Genomic DNA, 19,887 nt, shown 5'->3' with positions numbered 1-19,887 from the left:
ACTCTAGATTGAAAAACCAAGAGTTATTAAACGTGATTAATTGACTTTTTCTAAAGTCAGAAAAAAACTGAAATTATAATATGATTTGCTCTGGAGGCGGTGAAATTAAATTGAGATGCGGTTTTGGGTAATTTTTAAAGCGGTAACTAAAAAACTGATGTGTTTTTAATTTGAAACCGGCCAAAACATCATTGTTTTGTAATGAAAATGGAGAAACTAAATTTTTAGATTTACAATTCTCTTCTTCCTCAGCTATTGAATAAAAAATAGAAGTATCAATAGAATCATCTAAAGCAACAATTACCGTAGGCGCTACTATAAGTGCCATAAATAATATTGTGAAGAATACTGCTATTGTGTTTTTGTACATCTAAAAAAATTAATAATCGCAAATATAATATTTAACACTTTTTATTATGTTAAATAAATTTTAAAATGAGTTAGAATCTTAAGGTTTTATGTTTTTTTTAGTTTTTAAGCTAAATGTTTGACTACATAATAAAAAAATCCCTTTAATAACTTAATATAAAGGGATTTTTTAATATCTTCTTTTTTTGTTTTATAATGCTACCAAATCGCCAGCTTCATTTTTAGTTGGTAAATCTGATTTACCCATTAAATAAATATCTACTTGACGTGCTGCTTCACGACCTTCAGAAATTGCCCAAACAATTAGAGATTGACCGCGACGCATATCGCCAGCGGCAAATATATTTGGGATATTGGTTTGGTATTTGCCATATTCTGCTTTGTAGTTAGATCGGACATCTTTTTCAATGCCTAATTTATCTGCTATAGTGCTTTCTGGACCTGTAAAACCAAGAGCCAATAAAGCTAAATCGCATGGCCAAGTTTTTTCAGTACCTGCAACTTCTATTAGTTGAGGACGCTCACCCGGAACCATTTTCCACTCCACATTTACAGTTTTTAAAGCTGTTAATTTACCGTTAGCATCTTTTATAAATTCTTTGGTGTTTATTAACCAGTTACGTTCAACACCTTCTTCATGTGAAGATGATGTTTTTAACTGTAATGGCCAAAAAGGCCAAGGTGTAGTAGGTGAACGGTGTCCTGGAGGTTTTGGCATGATTTCAAAATTCACTACTGATTTTGCACCATGGCGGTTAGATGTTCCAACACAATCGGAACCTGTATCACCACCACCAATTACTATAACGTGTTTATCGGTTGCTAAAACTTGGTCTTTAACTTCTTTACCAAATAACACTTTGGTTTGTTGGGTTAAGAAATCCATAGCTTGTACCACACCATCGGCATCGGCACCAGGAGTTGGTAAACCTCTTCTTTCGGTAGCTCCGCCACAAAGTACTACGGCATCAAATTTCTTTAATTCTTCAACATCATAGTTTACACCAACGTTCACATTGGTTTTAAACGTAATACCTTCCGCTTCTAAAATAGCAATTCTACGGTCTATAATGCCTTTTTCCATTTTGAAATTAGGAATTCCGTAACGAAGCAAACCTCCAACTTCATCATCTCTTTCAAAAACAGTTACAGTATGTCCGGCTCTGTTTAATTGTTGGGCTGCTGCTAATCCGGCAGGACCAGAACCTACAACAGCTATGGTTTTGCCAGTTCTTGTTTTTGGAGGCTGCGGTTTTATCCAACCTTCTTTAAAGGCACGCTCTACAATTTGTTTTTCTATATTTTCTATAGAAACGGGATCTTCAATAATACCTAATACACATGATTTTTCGCATGGTGCAGGACATAAACGTCCTGTAAATTCAGGGAAATTATTGGTAGCATGTAATAACCATGAAGCTTTTTGCCATTCACCTTGGTGAACCATATGGTTAAAATCAGGGATTAAATTCCCTAATGGACATCCACTGTGGCAAAAAGGAATACCACAATCCATACAACGCGACCCTTGTTTAGTGATTTCCTCATCACTTAAAGGGATGGTAAATTCTTTATAGTGCTTTACACGCTCTTGTACGGGCGCATTACTTTCATCTTGTCTTTCAAATTCTTTAAATCCTGTTACTTTTCCCATGACATTATGCTATTGTTAGTTCTTCTACCATTTGTTCTTCAGTCTCTAAACGTTTTAATGCACGTTTGTATTCGGTAGGCATTACTTTTACGAAGTTTTTCAAGCTAGTTTCCCAGTTTGCTAATAATTCTTTACCTCGGTTACTATTTGTATATAGAACGTGTTTTTCAATTAATGCTTTTAAATCTTGGGCATCTTCATTTAAAACCTCTTCAAATTCTATAGATTCGGTATTACACAATCCGTTTGTGAATTTATTTTCAGGGTCGTACACATAAGCAATACCACCACTCATACCTGCAGCAAAGTTTCTTCCTGTTTTACCAAGAACAACTACTTTACCACCAGTCATATACTCACAACCGTGATCTCCAACACCTTCTACAACGGTAATAGCACCAGAGTTTCTAACGGCAAAACGCTCGCCAGCAATTCCGTTTATATAAGCTTCACCTTGAATAGCGCCGAATAAACAAACGTTACCAATAATGATGTTGTTTTCTGCGATAAAATCAGCTTTAACAGGTTTTTTCACAATTAATTTAGCACCGGATAATCCTTTTCCTAAATAATCGTTTGTGTTTCCTTCTAAAGTGAACGTTAAACCATTGGCGCCAAAAGCTCCAAAACTTTGTCCAGCAGAACCTGTAAAGTTTATATTGAGGGTGTCTTCTGGCAAACCTAAATGACCGTAAATTTTAGAAATTTCGTTACTAACGATAGCTCCAACGGTACGATCTGTATTGTGAATTGGATAAGCTAAAGTCATTTTTTCTTTTCTATATAAAGCTCTGTGAGAATCTTTTAATATGGTAAAATCAAGAACTTCATCTAAATTATGATCTTGTTTTTCGGTATTCTTAACAGTCATTAATTTATAAGCTTCCGGACGGTGCAGAATAGCAGATAAGTCCAGCCCTTTAGCTTTATAGTGGTTAATAGCTTTGTTAGCGTTAATTTTATGAGTTTGTCCAACCATTTCAGCTAGCGTTCTAAACCCTAATTGCGCCATAATACCTCTTAATTCTTCAGCGATATAGAAGAAGAAGTTAATAACGTGTTCTGGTGTACCTTTAAAGTTTTTACGCAATTCTTTATCTTGGGTTGCGATACCAACAGGACATGTATTTAAGTGACACTTACGCATCATGATACATCCTGAAGCTACTAAAGGTGCAGTTGCAAAACCAAATTCTTCAGCACCTAATAATGCAGCGATAGCAACATCACGACCTGTTTTTAATTGGCCATCACATTCTACAACTATTCTACTTCTTAGGTTGTTTAAAACCAATGTTTGTTGTGCTTCTGCCAAACCAAGTTCCCAAGGTAAACCTGCGTGTTTCAATGATGTTAATGGAGAAGCTCCTGTACCACCATCGTAACCAGCAATTAATACCACATCGGCTTTGGCCTTTGCTACACCGGCAGCAATGGTACCGACACCAACTTCAGATACTAATTTAACATTAATTCTAGCTTCTCGATTTGCATTTTTCAAGTCGAAAATTAATTGTGCTAAATCTTCAATTGAATATATATCGTGATGAGGTGGTGGTGAAATCAATCCAACAAATGGGGTTGAGTTACGTGCCGCAGCAATCCATGGTAATACTTTTTCACCAGGTAATTGGCCACCTTCACCAGGTTTAGCTCCCTGAGCCATTTTAATTTGAATCTCCTTCGCATTGGTTAAATAATGAGAAGTTACACCAAAACGCCCCGAAGCAACTTGCTTGATAGCAGAGTTACGGCTATCGCCATTTAAATCTGGATGGAAACGTTTTCTATCTTCACCACCTTCACCAGAATTGGATTTTCCTCCAATACGGTTCATGGCAATGGCTAAGTTTTCGTGGGCTTCTCTAGAAATAGATCCGTAAGACATGGCTCCCGTTTTGAAACGTTTCACGATTTCTGTCCAAGGTTCTACTTCTTCCAATGGAATTGGATCTAGTTTATCAAATTCAAATAAACCACGAATGGTCATTAAATTTTCAGACTGCTCGTTTATGGCCTTTGCATAGACATCATAACTAGCTTGGTCGCTTAATCGAACAGCTTGTTGTAATTTAGAAACGGTAGTTGGGTTGAACATATGGCGTTCTCCATTACGTCTCCATCTGTAATCGCCACCAATATTTAAGCCCAAACGTTTGTCAATTAAATTGTTTGGATATGCATATTTGTAACGTTCATTAATTTCTTTTTCAATTTCATATAAACCAATACCTTCAATTCTTGAAGCGGTATATGGGAAATATTTTTCTACAAAAGCAGAATTGAAACCTACTATTTCGAAAATTTGAGAACCTCTGTACGAATGAAGTGTAGAGATTCCAATTTTATTCATAATTTTTAAGATACCAGACCCGATAGCTTTGTTAAAGTTGTTAACCGCTTTATCTTCGTCCATACCTGTAATGAAACCTTCTTTTACTTGTGAACGGATGATTTCGTTTACCATATACGGGTTGATGGCACTAGCACCATAACCAAATAAAGTAGCAAAATGATGCGGCTCACGTGGTTCAGCAGATTCGATAATGATATCGAAATAAGAACGCTTACGTAAACGGTTCATTTGGTGGTTTACATAAGAACAAGCTAAAAGCGCAGGAATTGGTGCAAAATCTTTATTAACACCTCTATCAGAAAGAATGATGATGTTTACACCTCTATCGATAGCTTTAGAAACTTGAGTTATCATATCTTCTAAAGCATCTTCAAGACCATTAAGTCCTTGTTCTTTTGGATATAAAATATGAATGGTTTCAGCTTTAAACGCTTCTATGGAAATGCTTCTAATTTTTTCTAAATCGGCGTTAGAAATAACTGGATTTTGAATTCTTAGTTTTCTACATTGTCTTTCAGTAATGCTGAAAATGTTTCTGTCTTTTCCTAAGTTTAAGGCAATATCGGTAACAATTTCTTCACGAATACCATCTAAAGGCGGATTGGTAACTTGCGCAAACAGTTGTTTGAAATAGTTTGATATAAGTTGTGGTCTATCAGACAATACTGCCAAGGGTGTATCTATACCCATGGAACCTAAAGCCTCTTTACCTGAAACTGCCATAGGAGTGATAACTTCCTGAATATCTTCAAACGTATAATTGAATAAACGTTGACGTGTTTTGATATCAATGGTTTCTATTGGGCAAGTTTCATTAGTATAAGGAACGTCTTTTAAGTGTAAACGTGTCTTGCTTAACCATTCTTTGTAAGGTCTTTCAGAAACAATTTTACTTTTAATTTCTTCATCTTCAATAATACGTCCTTCGTTCATGTCTACCAAGAACATTTTTCCTGGCTCCAATCTACCATGTCTTTCCACGTCTTCAGGAGCAATATCAACAACACCAATTTCTGATGCCATGATTAATTTACCGCTTTTTGTAATGGTATATCTAGAAGGTCTTAATCCGTTTCTATCCAATAAAGCTCCAATATAATCACCATCTGTAAACGGTACAGAAGCAGGGCCATCCCAAGCTTCCATAATACATGCATTGTATTCGTAAAAAGCTTTACGCTCTTCAGACATGGTTTTATGTTTTTCCCAAGCTTCAGGAATCATCATCATCATAATTTCTGGTAATGATCTGTCGGTATGCGTTAGCAGTTCAACCACCATATCCATAGATGCAGAATCTGATTTTCCTGGTAATATAATTGGGAATAATTTTTCTATTTGCGGACCGAAAACCTCGCTTTTCATGATTTCTTCACGCACACGCATTCTACTTACGTTACCACGCAGCGTGTTGATCTCGCCATTCTGACACATAAAACGGAACGGTTGTGCCAGTTCCCAAGTAGGCATCGTGTTGGTAGAGAAACGTTGGTGAACCAGTGCTAAACGGGTTACCAAATCTATTTGTTGTAAATCGGTATAATACGGCCCAATATCTTCAGGCATGATGATGCCTTTGTAGATAAGGGTTGTAGTAGATAAACTTGGCAAGTAAAAATAACCGCTTTCAGATATTTTAGACTCTCTAATAGTATGTTCGGTGATTTTACGAGCAGCGTACAATTTGGCTTTAAAAACAGCTTCGGTAATATCATTTGTTTTACCTATAAATATTTGCTCTATGTTAGGCTCTGAAGCAGCAGCTATTTCTCCTAGCTGCGATGAATCTACAGGTACTTGTCTCCATCCTAATATAGTAAGCCCTTGAGCTTTTATTTCCTTTTCAAAGGTGTTTTTACAGTATTGATATTGGTTAGGTACTTTAGGCAAAAATACCATACCTACCGCGTATTCTCTTTGCGCAGGAATGGCAAAATTACATACACGTTTGAAATAATCGTGAGGAATATCAATTAACAAACCGGCGCCATCACCAGTTTTTCCATCAGCACTTACACCACCACGGTGCTCTAACTTTACTAGAATTTCTAACGCATCGTGGATAATTTGATTTGTTTTCTCTCCTTTAAGATTACAAATAAAACCTGCACCACAGTTTTCGTGTTCAAATTCAGGCAAATACATTCCTTGTTTCTTCAGCATAATCAGCAATTATTGGTTTAAAAACTTGAGTTGAAGTGCTAAGATATGACCTTGTTTTTGAATAACAATAGAGGGCAATTCATTATTTCGATTTTAGAAGTGAAGTTTAACTAAAAATAATTATATGTTAATAATAAAGTCATTTTTTAATAAATATTCAACACCTATTATTATAGTATAAATAAGGATAACTTAATTAATGGCAACAATTACCCGTAATCATAATAATAAAATCATTAAAAATTAGAAAATACTGACAATAATTCAAATCTGTGGTTTAGCAAATAATCAAAAAAAATAAAAAATTACATATTACCCACCAAAAAATAGGGTTAAAAATGAAATATTCATAAAAATTTTAATCGAACCCCTATTTTTTGAGGGGGTTAAGATTTTTTAATATAGTTTTACGGCATTCTTAAGGAACATAACCAAGATTAATAACTTAAAATTTAAACATTATGAAAAAATTACTTACCCTTTCAATGCTTTTTACGGCAACGGTTTTATTTGCACAAGAAGAAAGTAAACCAGCGCTTACAATTAGTGGTAGTGTTGATGCTTATTATCAAACATATCTAACGTCTCCAGATAATAATTATATTCCTTTTGGAACATCGTTTGCAGATCAAACTGGTTTTGCTTTAGGTATGGCAAATATTATAGCATCTTATGAAGGAGAAAAAACAGGAGCAGTAGCAGATTTGGCTTTTGGGACTAAAGGTACCCAAGCAGCTGGTGATGGCCCTGACTTATATATCAATCAATTATATGCTTACTGGAATGTGTCAGAAAGCACCAAACTAACAATGGGTCGTTGGAACACTTACCTTGGTTATGAGGTGATTTCTCCAGTCGCTAATTTTAACTACAGTACATCTTATTTGTTTTCAAGCGGACCTTTTTCAATGGTTGGTTTAAAAGCTGACTTTGCTTTATCTGAAGATTTTAGCTTAATGCTGGCATTTATGAATCCAACAGATGTTAACAACAACATGACAGGTGGGTATGCATTAGGTGCTCAATTAGGATATGCTGGTCAATTTTTAAATCTATATTACGACGATAAAGAGGTTCTTGGATTCGAAATAGATTATACAGGTGGTTTTGATGTAACTGATTCTTTCTTCTTAGGTATCAATGCTGCTTATCAAGATAACGATGGTTCTGGATTTTATGGAGCGGCATTATATCCACAGTTAGCTACTTCTGATTCATTTAGTTTAGGTTTAAGAGGTGAGCTTTTTGGATTCCATGTTGAAGATGGTGATGATTTGCCAAGCGTTTTAGGGCTTACCTTAACAGGGAGTTACGCTTTGGAAAACTTGATTATCAAGCCTGAGATAAGATTAGATTCTTGGAGTAATGCTATGCCTTATTTAGATAATGATGGAGCTGCTTCAGATAACTTAGCTGCATTTACTTTAGCTGCTATCTATTCTTTCTAAGAAAAGAAAAAAACAACCAATCAAATTTAGGGGAAACAAAGCAATTGCTTAATTAACTACTTAATTGCTTTGTTTTCTTATACTAACCCTTAAAACTTAATTATTATGTCTTTATTAAACATAACCCTAATGTTTCAGGATGCCTCAGCTGTGGAAGCTCTAGCAGAATCAGTGAAAGGTGATATGGGAATGCTTTGGATGCTTATTTCTGGTATCTTAGTGTTCTTCATGCAAGCTGGATTTTTCTTAGTTGAATCTGGAATGACCGATTCAAAAAATGCGGTAAACATCGCTATGAAAAATTTCTTAGACATCGCAGTTGGCTCTTTGGCTTTCTGGTTTGTTGGGTATTCTTTAATGTATGGAGCTGATGCTTCAGGAGGTTTCTTGCACTGGGGAGGTTTTACTTTCTCTCAAGGCGCTGCCGATTTATTCTTCCAAACTGTATTTGCTGCTACTGCAGCCACTATAGTTTCTGGAGCTATCGCAGGAAGAACTAAATATACAACATATGCTATTTTCAGTATTATCATGACTGCGCTTATTTACCCAATAGCTGGTGGATGGGAATGGAATGGTGGCTGGTTGAATAATACCGATGGTATTATGCCTGCTGAATTTATCGATTTTGCTGGGTCTTCCATTGTGCACTCTGTAGGTGGATGGGCGGCATTGGTTGCTGCTTGGATGGTTGGACCAAGAATTGGAAAATTCTTAAACGGTAAACCTATTGAAATGCACGGTCATAACCAAATGTACGCTACTTTGGGTGTATTTATCCTTTGGTTAGGATGGTTTGGTTTTAACGGTGGTTCTCAATTAGCTTGGGGTGGCGATGATGCTACAGCAGCTTCTCAAGTAGTGCTTGTAACCAATTTAGCTGCTTCAGCAGGTGCTATTGCAGCGTTATTATTTACTTGGTTTAAAAATGGAAAACCAAATTTAGGAATGACTTTAAACGGTTCACTTGCTGGTCTAGTAAGTATTACTGCTGGTTGTGGTAATATGACAGAAGGCGGCGCTATATTAGCTGGTTTAATAGGTGGTTTACTTGTAGTATTCTCTATTGGATTTGTTGAAAAAACTTTAAAAGTGGATGATGCTGTAGGTGCAATTTCTGTACATGGTGTAGCTGGTGCTTGGGGAACTTTAGTAATAGGTCTTTGGGGTGTTGATGGTGATACTGGTATTGGTTTGTTTAATGGTGGAGGTGCTGCTCAATTAGGTGCTCAAGCTATTGGAGTTTTAGCTTATGCTGTTTGGTCTATAGGATTGTCATACATCTTCTTGCTTATTTTGAAAAAGACTATAGGTTTAAGAGTGTCTGAAGCTGAAGAAATAGCTGGTTTAGATATTTCTGAGCATGGTTCATTAGCTTACCCTGGTAAGAGACAAAGAGAAATAGAATAACTATTTTACAAATAATAAATTTAAAAAAGCCTTATTAATTTTAATAAGGCTTTTTTAGTTGTTAGAATTCCTATTAGAATGTATGGAGCTTGTGCTGATTTTGGATTGAAACAAATATTTACGGTATCATATTTAACAAAAAAAGCTTTATTTGAAAAAGTATCCCTAAAATTTTAGGGGTCATTTTGTTATTTTGTTATTTCTTAAAACCTATACCCCTATATTATACCCCTTTTTAAATTTATTTTTTACTTTTGGGTTTTCAAATTTCAAATTTTAATATTATGAAAAAAATCGAAGCAATTATTAGAAAATCCAAATATCGTGTGGTTAAAGAAGCGTTGCATGAAGTTGGAGTCAATTTTTTCTCTTACTGGGATGTTACTGGTATTGGAAACGAAAAAGAGGGGCATGTATATCGTGGTGTGTCATATAGTACAAGTGATATCCAGCGTAGACATATAGCAATTGTTGTAAATGATGATTTTGAAGAAATCACTATACAGGCAATTCTTCGTTCGGCAGGAACTGGCGAAGTGGGAGATGGTAAAATCTTTGTATCTGATGTCAAAGAATGTTACCGAATAAGAACAGGAGAAAAAGGCGGGGATACTTTAAAATAATAAACATCTAAACTGAATAATATTATGGAATTACTTACTACAAATAACGTATGGATGATGATCTGTACAGCACTAGTGTTTTTTATGCACCTTGGATTTTCTTTATTGGAAATAGGATTAACAAGACAAAAAAACACTATAAATATTTTATTTAAAAATATTTTTATAATTACTATAGGCTTATTATTATACTGCTTAATAGGTTTCAATTTAATGTATCCAGGAGAGTTTAATGGCTTTTTTGGTTTTGCTGGTTTTGGTTTAGATTCACCATTAACAGCTGAAGGTGCTTTGGATTTAACATATAATGAAGGTTATACATATTGGACAGATTTCTTATTCCAAGGAATGTTTGCTGCTACTGCTGCTACTATTGTTTCAGGAGCCGTTGCAGAGCGTGTTAAAATTGTACCATTCATGATTTTTACAGTAATATATGTAGGGTTGGTTTACCCAATTGCAGGATCTTGGAAATGGGGCGGTGGATTTTTAGATGCAATGGGTTTCTATGACTTTGCAGGTTCTACTTTAGTACACTCTGTAGGTGGATGGGCAGCTGTTGTTGCTGTTTGTTTATTAGGCCCTCGTATTGGTAAATTTAAAGAAGGTAAAGCGCAAGCAATTCCTGGGCACAATATTCCTTTAGCTACAGCTGGTGTTTTAATCTTATGGTTAGGATGGTTCGGATTTAATGGAGGTTCTGTGCTTTCTGCAGATCCAGCATTAACATCAGTAACTTTAGTAACTACTTGTTTGGCTGCTTCGGCTGGTGGGGTGGTTGCTATGTTAGTATCCACTGCTATGTATAAAAACTTAGATTTAACCATGTTCTTAAATGGTATATTAGGCGGTTTAGTGGGTATTACAGCTGGAGCCGATGTTGTTAGTCCAACAAGTGCTATCATTATAGGTGCTGTTGCTGGTGCTTTAATTGTTTTAGCGGTAAGTTTTATAGATAACAAACTAAAACTAGACGATCCTGTTGGTGCTATTGCTGTTCACCTTGTATGTGGTATTTGGGGAACTTTAGCAGTTGGTATATTTTCAACAAACCCAGAGCACAGTTTCTTAACGCAGTTAATAGGTGTTGCTTGTTATGCAGTTTTCTGCTTGGTAACAGCTTTTATAATCATTTATGCGCTTAAGAAAACAATGGGAATACGCGTTTCTGAAAAAGAAGAATTAGAAGGATTGGATGCACACGAACACGGAATGGATGCTTATCCAGACTTCAGATTGAATGAGCATTAATCTATAAGTATACTATATTAAAAGGAAAAAGAGGTATTCTGCTTTTGCAGAGTACCTCTTTTTTATTGCATAATATTTTCAACACTTTAAAAATATTATCAATATTTATTTAACTTTGATTAAACTTTTTAAAAGAGTGATTATGAAATGCCCACTAACAAAAATTACAAATCCAACCTATATGATAGTTGGGGGCATTGCATCTGACCACTAATAACAATAAATATTAACAGATGAAAAAAATTGAAGCAATTATTAGAAAGTCTAGATTTACACTAGTTAAAGATGCATTACAGGAAGTTGGTGTGAACTTTTTTTCTTATTGGGATGTTACAGGAATAGGAAACGAAAAAGAAGGACATGTGTACAGGGGAATTTCTTATAGTACAAGCGATATTCAACGCAGACATTTATCTATAGTAGTTAATGATGGTTTTGAAGAAGCTACCATACAAGCAATTCTTAAATCTGCAGCTACCGGAAATGTGGGCGATGGTAAAATATTTGTATCTAATATAGAAGAATCTTATAGAATTAGAACAGGAGAAAAAGGTGGAGACACTTTAAACTAAGTTTCCATTTTAATTAGCTTAAAGCTAGGTAAAGCAAAAGGCTGTCTAAATTTTTAGACAGCCTTTTGTTTATTTAAAATTCTATGTTTAGCTATTAAAATTAAGCCGAATTTCTACTTGCATTAATATTTCCAAAAAGAGAACGTGTTACTATCTTTTCAAAAATCTTTATTTGCTCAACGTCTTTAACATCTTCTTTTTCTAGCTCTTGAATCTTTTTAAGCGCATACTGTTGTATGGTTAACAAAGGCAAAACAATAGATTCCCTAACCTCAATGGATGCTCTTCCAGAAGGCTCATTTTCCATTAATTGCTCGTAACCTGTAAGTTTTAACAGTAAGGTTTTGGTTGAGATGTATTCGGCGTAAATAATATTCCAAAAGGCTCCAAACTCTTCGTCTTTAGACATGTATTTGGTTAAATCGAAAAAGGATTTCGTTAAACTCATCATGCTGTTCTCAAGCAATGTTTTAAAGAATTTAGAATTCTTGTAAAGTGCTTCTACTTTATGGAATTCACCTTTTTCTTCATATTTTTTCAATGCAGTTCCTACACCAAAAAACCCAGGAACATTTTGTTTCAACTGGCTCCACGATCCCACAAAAGGAATCGCTCTTAAATCTGAAAACACCAATTTGTCCGAAGTCCCTCTTTTTGAAGGTCTACTGCCAATATTGGTTTTTGCATAGTATTTTAAAGTACTCATGCGTTCCAAATATGGGATGAACATTGGGTGACTTTTAAAATCTTTATATGCTTGGTAGCTAGTTTCGGCCAAATCGTTCATTACCGTTCTATCTTCATCAGACAGTTCGTGTTTTTCTTTTCCTAATCGGTTAAACATACCAGAACTTATCAATTGTTCTAAGTTGTATTGAGACGAATCTAAAGTCCCAAAATTAGAGCTAATAGTTTGCCCTTGAATAGTAAGTTGAACTTCTTTATCTTCAATTTTTGGTCCTAACGAAGCATAAAATTGATGTGTTTTTCCACCTCCACGTGCTGGTGGTCCACCACGTCCATCAAAAAATATGGCAGTTATACCGTATTTTCTAGACATTTCGGTAAGTAGTTCTTTAGCGGTATAAATACCCCAGTTTGCCATTAAATACCCACCATCTTTTGTCCCGTCAGAGAAACCTAGCATGATGGTTTGTTTGTTTCCACGGCTTTTTAAATGTGCCATGTATGCTGGGTTCGTATATAGCTGCTCCATAACAGCGGGCGCATTTTCTAAATCGGTAATGGTTTCAAAAAGCGGTACAACATCAACAGTTAATTCATCTTTAAAGGCTACAATTTTAAGCATCGCAAAAAGTTGCATCATATTTAAAGCTGTTTGGTTATTACTAATAATATATCTATTAGCACCACGCTCTCCGTTAGTCTGTTGTATTTCTTTAATGGCTTCAATGGTTTTTAAAGTATTAAAAACCATTTCGTCTTCAAACACATTAATATCCACAGAGATATCTTTAACTTCCGATAAAATTTTAATTTGTTCTGCTTCCGATAAATCGTGATAATTTTTAGGGAATGATGTGTTTCCTAAGCTAATTAAATGGTCGATAACCGTTGTAAATACCGAATGGTGAATGCGGCTGTCTTGTCTAATATCTAAAGTTGCAAAGTTGTACCCGAACAAGTGGATTCTGTTTATTAAACTATTAATTTCAGAAACGTAAAGCGATTGGTGTTCTTTTTCTATAACGCTTCTAATATCCAATAATTCTTTTAGCAATTCTTTTGATGTAATAGCTTCAGGGTAATTTAAGTTGATGCTATAGTTGTAAAGAATGGTTTCCAAGCGAATTACGCGTTCTTCAACACCTCTAAAAGTAAGTTTACGTCTTAAGTTTTTTAAGTCGGCATAATACTTTTTCAAGATAGCTTGTTTTAGTTTTTTAGCTACACGAATCGTCGTATCTGGTTTTACAAACGGGTTTCCATCGCGGTCGCCACCTGGCCAAAAACCAATGTTGATGATTTCGTTATGTTTTTTACCATCATCATAAATATTTTGTTGGATGTAATTGTAAATTTCTCCAAAAGATTGATAGAAAACATTTTCCAAATACCATATTAAACTTTTTGCTTCGTCGTACGGAGTTGGTTTTTCTCGTTTAAAGAAAGGCGTTTTTCCTAATTGGGCAAACAAGTTGTTAATTTCAGACAGATTGTTTTTCTTAATAGCTTCGGTTAAATCGGTAATTATTCCAAGTACCGATCCAGGGTAAAATTGTGTTGGATGTGCCGTTAATACAATACGTACCTTAAATTCTTCAAGGTAGTTTTGTAAGGCTTCCAAATTGTTGCTAGAAACAGCCGATTCTTTAAGGTTTCTTAAAGTACCAATGCCTTCCATGTTGTTTACAATAGGGAAAGCGGCGTCTTCAACTGCATCAAATAAAACCACTTGGCGCTCTATATATTGAATAAATCTAAAAAGCAGATTTATTTGGCTTTCTTTAGTACGTCTTCCTTGGTATTTCTTAAAAAAGGTGTCAACAATAGTTGTTGGATCATCACCATTTTTAAAACCTTTTTCGCAGGTTTCATGAAATAAAGGAAGCAGCGCTCCTGTTTTTGTTATTGCATCAAAAGGCAATGTCATAAATATACTGTTGTATATTTGGTATTTAGACAGTACATTTTGTTTGAATCGTGTTAATTTAGGCTCTACAGACATAAGGAGTTCTATTGAAAATTAAGCATAAAAGTAAGGAAGCTTTAATAAATGAACATGGAATTTCTAAAGATTTATCAATTTTTGTTATTTACCGAATTCTTATTGTGAATAATTAAAAAAATAGCGATTTAATATGAATCTTTATAACCTCAGTTTTTAGAAATTAATTTATTTATAAGGCTTTTGTTTGAAAGTATTTCAAAGAATTGATTATAGATTCGTTTGTTCTTAATTTTGATTCATTTTTTTGGTTAATCTCAGTTCAATACAATTTTAATTAAGATATTTGTATAATATTTGAAATTACATGGGAGCCTTTTCTCGTGTAAAATGTTGAAGATTAATAGAATTACATGGACTTAGTAAAAGAAATAAAGCGTTTAAAAGAAGAGAAAAATGCAGTAATACTTGCGCATTATTATCAAGTTGCAGAAATACAAGATATTGCCGATTATGTTGGTGATAGTTTACAGTTATCGCAAAAAGCCGCTGAAACTGATGCTGATATTATTGTATTTGCAGGTGTTCATTTTATGGCAGAAACTGCTAAAATATTAAACCCAACCAAAATGGTGGTTTTGCCTGATTTAAAGGCAGGGTGTTCCTTGGCCGATTCTTGTCCGCCAGATACTTTTGAGAAATTCACAAAAGCCCATCCAGACCATGTGGTGATTACTTATGTAAACTGTTCAGCAGAAATTAAAGCATTAAGTGATATTGTTTGTACCTCATCAAACGCCATAAAAATTGTAGAATCGGTGCCAAAAGAGACTCCTATTATATTTGCGCCCGATAAAAACTTAGGGCATTACGTAGCAAAACAAACGGGAAGGGATTTACTACTTTGGGATGGAAGTTGTATTGTGCACGAAGCTTTTTCTATTGATAAATTAATTGAACTTCATAAAAAATATCCAGAGCATAAAATTATTGCTCATCCAGAATCGGAAGAGCATATTTTAGATACAGCAACCTATATTGGCTCTACTTCTGGAATGATAAATTTTGTAAAAGCACACCCAGAAGAAAAATTTATTGTAGCTACCGAAGCAGGTATTTTACATAAAATGCAGTTGGAAATGCCTAACACAGAATTAATTCCTGCACCAGCAGTTGAAGATAATACCTGTGCTTGCAGCGAATGTCATTTTATGAAAATGAATACACTACAAAAATTATACGATTGTTTACTTAACGAAACACCTCAAATAGAAGTGCCGGAAGATATAAGAGTGCGTGCGTTATTGCCTATAGAACGCATGTTAGAATTATCTAAATAAAAATGATTGAAGCAAACTATTTAGTCATTGGTTCAGGAATTGCTGGGTTAACTTTTTCGGTTAAAATAGCTGAAAAATTCCCCAACAGAAGCGTCGTTATTGTAACCAAAGCTAATGAAGACGAATCGAATACCAAGTATGCACAAGGTGGTGTTGCGGTTGTTTTAGATGCTGAAAAGGATTCTTTTAATAAACACATTGAAGATACGCTTATTGCAGGCGATGGCTTATGTGATGAGGAAGTGGTTAAAATGGTTATTGAAGAAGGTCCTAAGCGGTTGGAAGAACTCATGCTTTGGGGTGCCAATTTTGATTTGGATGCCAGTGGCGAATTAGATTTAGGAAAAGAAGGAGGGCATTCTGAATATAGAATAATACACCATAAAGATATCACAGGTTATGAGATTGAGCGTGCATTACTTAAGCGTGCACACCAATTGCCAAACATTAGTATTTTGCCTCATCATTTTGCGATTGATTTGGTTACCAATCATCATATTGCTAACGATACATCCGAAAAATTATCTTGTTACGGAGCTTATGTGTTCGACCAAAAAACAGATAAGATTTTTACGATTAAAGCAAATAGTACACTCTTAGCCTCTGGAGGTATAGGATGCGTTTATGGGCATACTACCAACCCTATAATTGCAACAGGCGATGGTGTAGCTATGGCCTATAGGGCTAAGGCAGAAATTAAGGATATGGAGTTTGTGCAATTTCATCCAACAGCTTTATATGAAGCTAAAGGCGAATCATCTTTTTTAATTTCTGAGGCAGTAAGAGGTTTTGGGGCGTATTTACGAAACAAGTCGGGACATCGTTTTATGTTAGATTATGATGATCGTGCAGAACTAGCTTCCAGAGATATTGTGTCGCAAAGTATTGATAGCGAACTTAAAAAATCTGGAGATCCGCATGTATATTTAGATTGTACCCATTTAGATATGGATGCTTTTAAAAATCATTTTCCCAACATTTATAATAAGTGTTTAGAACATCATATTAAAATTGATACCGATTGGATTCCCGTGGTACCTGCGTCTCATTATTTATGTGGTGGAATAGATGTTGATATAAAAGGAAGAACAAGCATTGCCAATTTGTTTGCGTGTGGTGAATGTTCACGCACAGGCTTGCATGGGGCTAATAGGCTTGCTTCCAATTCGTTATTAGAGGCTTTGGTGTATGCTCATAATATTTTTAAACACCATAGTGAAAATGATTATAAACCAGTTGAAGTTATAATCCCAGATTGGAACGATGAGGGTACAACCATTCCAAAAGAGCACATTTTAGTAAAGCACAATTTGAAACAAATGCAGGCTTTAATGCGCGATTATGTAGGTATTGTAAGAAGTAATAAACGATTAAAAAGAGCAATAAAGCATTTAGATTTAATTCATAATGAAGTTGAAGAGCTTTATAAAGAATCTAAAATATCAACATCTCTTTGTGAGTTGAGAAATATGATTAATGTATCGCATTTAATTGTAAAACAATCTTTAAATAGAACTGAAAACAAAGGGGGCTATTACAATATTGATAATGTAAAAGATTAGGCGATTTTTAAATTTTTATCATCCTTCTTATTTTTATCATCCTTACTATTTCTATCAAAACTACAAGCATATATTTTTTTGGATAAAAGGTCTCTGTCAACAGGTTTGGTCATGTAGTCGTTCATCCCTAAATCTAAAACACGTTTTTTGGTTTCCTGCATCGCATCTGCCGTAACGGCAATAATAGGGATGCTGTTTATTGAGCTGCCTAATTCGCCACTTCTTATAATACGAGTCGCTTCGTAGCCATCCATAATGGGCATTTGTAAATCCATCAAAACAATATCATATATATCCTTTTTTAAAGCATCAATGGCTTCTTGACCATTATTTGCAACAGCAAAACTCACTTTAGGAAGACTACTTAATATTTTTCGCATAACCATTTGGTTTAGCTTGTTGTCCTCAACAATAAGGATATGTAATGGCTTATCATTATTGGTTTCAGATGTTACAACAATACGTTCTTTTACAATACTTTTTACTATTAAATCGATAAAAACATCGGTACCTTTATTAAGTTCACTTTCAATTTTTATGGTGCCTCCAAATAATTTAACAATGTGCTTAACTATGGTAAGTCCTAAACCAATGCCTCCAAATTGTCTTTTATGATCGAGTTTCATCTGGCTGAAACTGTCAAAAATAATTTCTCTTGCTTCGGGCGGAATACCTACTCCTGTATCAGATATTTGAAAAGAAAAACGGTACAAATCATTAGGCTGCTTTAAACAACTAAGTTTGAATAATACACCTCCTGTTTCGGTATATTTTATAGCATTTGACAAGATATTATTTATAATTTGAACAAAGCGTTCGGCATCTGTATATATGGTTGACGGAATTTCAGGATCCATTTCAAACGTGTATTCTAATCCTTTTCTTTGAGCTTCTGCTTTCCAATTGTTACTTATTTGATTTAATTTTATAGAAGGATTAAAATTATCGGAAAATAATTGAAGCTCGTTATTTTCAATTTTTTCAAAGTCTATAATATCGTTAACGTTACTTAGTAAACTTAAAGATGCATTTTTTATAATCTCATACGGTTTTCTATTTTCGTTATTTTTTTGTGTTGCCAATTCATGTTCTGCAATGCCCATAATGGCATTAATAGGGGTCCTTAATTCATGACTCATATTAGACATGAAGTAGGTTTTTAACTGGCTTATTTCTTCTGATTTCTTTAGAGCATCTAGTTGCGATCTTTCCTTTTCCAATCGTAATTGCCTAATAAGATTGGTCATAGATAACGAAAGGAAAATAACCTCAAAACCAGAACCGAATTTGGCACTGTTAAGTGTTAAGAAATTATTAGGTAGTAAACTCAAATTATTCATAACAAAGCCTAACAACCCGATAACTAAAAACAAAATACCAAAAGAGAAATAAGGGTCAATTTTAATGCTTTTATGGCGCATTGTAAATATGGTTACTAAAATTAAAAGCAAACTAAAAAGACCGTTTAAGTTACTTAAAGGGTATGCTAATTTTAGTGTCGCAGGACTTATAATAACCATTAAGAAAAGCACCACTATGATGCCATAAATAATAGTAAAACCTTTGTTTAAATTTTTTAAAGTTTGGTTTACCCTTAAAAAGTGTTCACAGTACTTTAATAAAAATAAATTTGAAAGTAGCGCTGTAATTAATACAGCTCTGCTATTAATAAATCCTGCATTAGGAAGTATAAATTCGTGTATAAAACCATCTAAAGCAGCTTGCATAAAGGCGATTGAAAATACATATAAGCCGTAATAAAAGAACGCTTTTTCCTTTAAACTAGAATAGAAAAACAAATATATAATGCCGGCTAAAAAAAGTAAACCATAAAACAAACCTAAAAATAGCTGCTGTTTATAGTTCATTAATAAAAACTCGTATTCCGAATAAAGATTCAATGGTAAGTTTATGGTTTCTCCATCACTTTTTAGGTGTATATATACCTGTTGCGTTTCTTGTGGCGGTAAGGTTAACTTAAAAACGGTAGACCTATGGCTAACTTGTTTGTCTTTAAAAGCAATTTGGTCTCCACTTTTAAACGCTTGTATGTTGTTATTGTTTATTTGGTATAAATTGGCAACATCTGTTATAGGTCTTGCAGTTTCTAAATAATATACCTTACTGTTTTCAGAGCTGTTTTTTATTTTGAAACGAACCCAATAATTATCTGAAGTAAAACCGACGCTATGATTATCGGAATCTAAATGGGAATATTCTAATTTAGAATCGTTTATTATGTCTTTTATATCAAGGTTTAAATTACCAACATTTGAAAATTCGGCAAATTTGTATAATTCATTATTACTTTTTTGTGGATCAAAAGTGATTTTTTGGGAGTATAAAAAAGAGCTAATAAAATACAGGAAAAGTAATACGTGTTTCATTTTGAGAGAATTGATAGAATCAAAATTAAATAAAACTTTTACTTTTATTACCTTTTTAAATATAAATATATGCTTTATAGCGATTAAAAGTGTATTTAATCGATAAAATATAGAAAGGATCAT

12 protein-coding genes are annotated in these 19,887 nt (G+C 34.2%); 7 read left to right on the top strand and 5 right to left on the bottom strand.

Annotation, left to right across the window (positions count from 1 at the left end; genetic code table 11):
• Positions 1-73: 73 nt before the first annotated feature.
• The 3 genes from ACGK9U_RS00720 to gltB all read right to left on the bottom strand — a co-directional run bounded on the left by ACGK9U_RS00720 (position 74) and on the right by gltB (position 6,542).
• Positions 74-370 (bottom strand): hypothetical protein, encoded by a 297-nt coding sequence (locus ACGK9U_RS00720; RefSeq protein WP_394464434.1) that lies wholly within the window; start codon positions 368-370, stop codon positions 74-76.
• Between the two features lie 189 nt (positions 371-559).
• Positions 560-2,023: a glutamate synthase subunit beta gene (locus ACGK9U_RS00715; protein ID WP_394464433.1), complete on the bottom strand. Its 1,464-nt coding sequence runs from the start codon at positions 2,021-2,023 to the stop codon at positions 560-562.
• 4 nt (positions 2,024-2,027) lie between these two features.
• Entirely contained in the window at positions 2,028-6,542 is a 4,515-nt protein-coding gene (gene gltB / locus ACGK9U_RS00710) for a glutamate synthase large subunit (protein ID WP_394464432.1), read from the bottom strand.
• 461 nt (positions 6,543-7,003) lie between these two features.
• Between gltB and ACGK9U_RS00705 the strand changes: the two genes are divergently transcribed.
• The 5 genes from ACGK9U_RS00705 (at position 7,004) to ACGK9U_RS00685 (ending at position 11,846) form a co-directional block, all read left to right on the top strand.
• Positions 7,004-7,990 carry an outer membrane beta-barrel protein gene (locus ACGK9U_RS00705; RefSeq protein WP_394464431.1) on the top strand — a complete coding sequence of 329 codons (987 nt, stop codon included), beginning with the start codon at positions 7,004-7,006 and terminating at the stop codon, positions 7,988-7,990.
• Between the two features lie 105 nt (positions 7,991-8,095).
• Entirely contained in the window at positions 8,096-9,400 is a 1,305-nt protein-coding gene (locus tag ACGK9U_RS00700; RefSeq protein ID WP_394464430.1) for an ammonium transporter, read from the top strand.
• Between the two features lie 284 nt (positions 9,401-9,684).
• On the top strand, positions 9,685-10,023 hold the full coding sequence (locus ACGK9U_RS00695) for a P-II family nitrogen regulator (protein ID WP_394464429.1): 339 nt from the start codon (positions 9,685-9,687) through the stop codon (positions 10,021-10,023).
• A 24-nt stretch (positions 10,024-10,047) separates the two neighbouring features.
• A complete protein-coding gene (locus tag ACGK9U_RS00690; RefSeq protein ID WP_394464428.1) occupies positions 10,048-11,274 on the top strand; it encodes an ammonium transporter in 1,227 nt (408 codons plus the stop codon).
• 233 nt (positions 11,275-11,507) lie between these two features.
• Positions 11,508-11,846 carry a P-II family nitrogen regulator gene (locus ACGK9U_RS00685; RefSeq protein WP_394464427.1) on the top strand — a complete coding sequence of 113 codons (339 nt, stop codon included), beginning with the start codon at positions 11,508-11,510 and terminating at the stop codon, positions 11,844-11,846.
• A 100-nt stretch (positions 11,847-11,946) separates the two neighbouring features.
• Here the strand turns inward: ACGK9U_RS00685 and ACGK9U_RS00680 are convergent, their stop codons facing one another.
• Positions 11,947-14,535, bottom strand: a complete 2,589-nt coding sequence (locus ACGK9U_RS00680; RefSeq protein ID WP_394464426.1) for a phosphoenolpyruvate carboxylase — start codon at positions 14,533-14,535, stop codon at positions 11,947-11,949.
• 353 nt (positions 14,536-14,888) lie between these two features.
• On the opposite strand from ACGK9U_RS00680, the gene nadA reads away from it, so the two are divergent.
• Positions 14,889-15,815, top strand: a complete 927-nt coding sequence (gene nadA / locus ACGK9U_RS00675) for a quinolinate synthase NadA (protein ID WP_394464425.1) — start codon at positions 14,889-14,891, stop codon at positions 15,813-15,815.
• A gap of 2 nt (positions 15,816-15,817) precedes the next feature.
• Positions 15,818-17,377: an L-aspartate oxidase gene (gene nadB / locus ACGK9U_RS00670; RefSeq protein ID WP_394464424.1), complete on the top strand. Its 1,560-nt coding sequence runs from the start codon at positions 15,818-15,820 to the stop codon at positions 17,375-17,377.
• On the opposite strand, the gene ACGK9U_RS00665 is transcribed toward nadB, so the two are convergent.
• On the bottom strand, positions 17,374-19,764 hold the full coding sequence (locus tag ACGK9U_RS00665; protein ID WP_394464423.1) for a 7TM diverse intracellular signaling domain-containing protein: 2,391 nt from the start codon (positions 19,762-19,764) through the stop codon (positions 17,374-17,376). The two genes, nadB and ACGK9U_RS00665, sit on opposite strands and share 4 nt — an antisense overlap.
• Positions 19,765-19,887: the final 123 nt, after the last annotated feature.

It is taken from the genome of Mariniflexile sp. HNIBRBA6329, assembly GCF_043558645.1.
Classification (GTDB): Bacteria; Bacteroidota; Bacteroidia; order Flavobacteriales; family Flavobacteriaceae; genus Mariniflexile.
The sequence above is the reverse complement of the archived record's forward strand: the minus strand, read 5'-3'. Positions and strand labels throughout refer to the sequence as shown.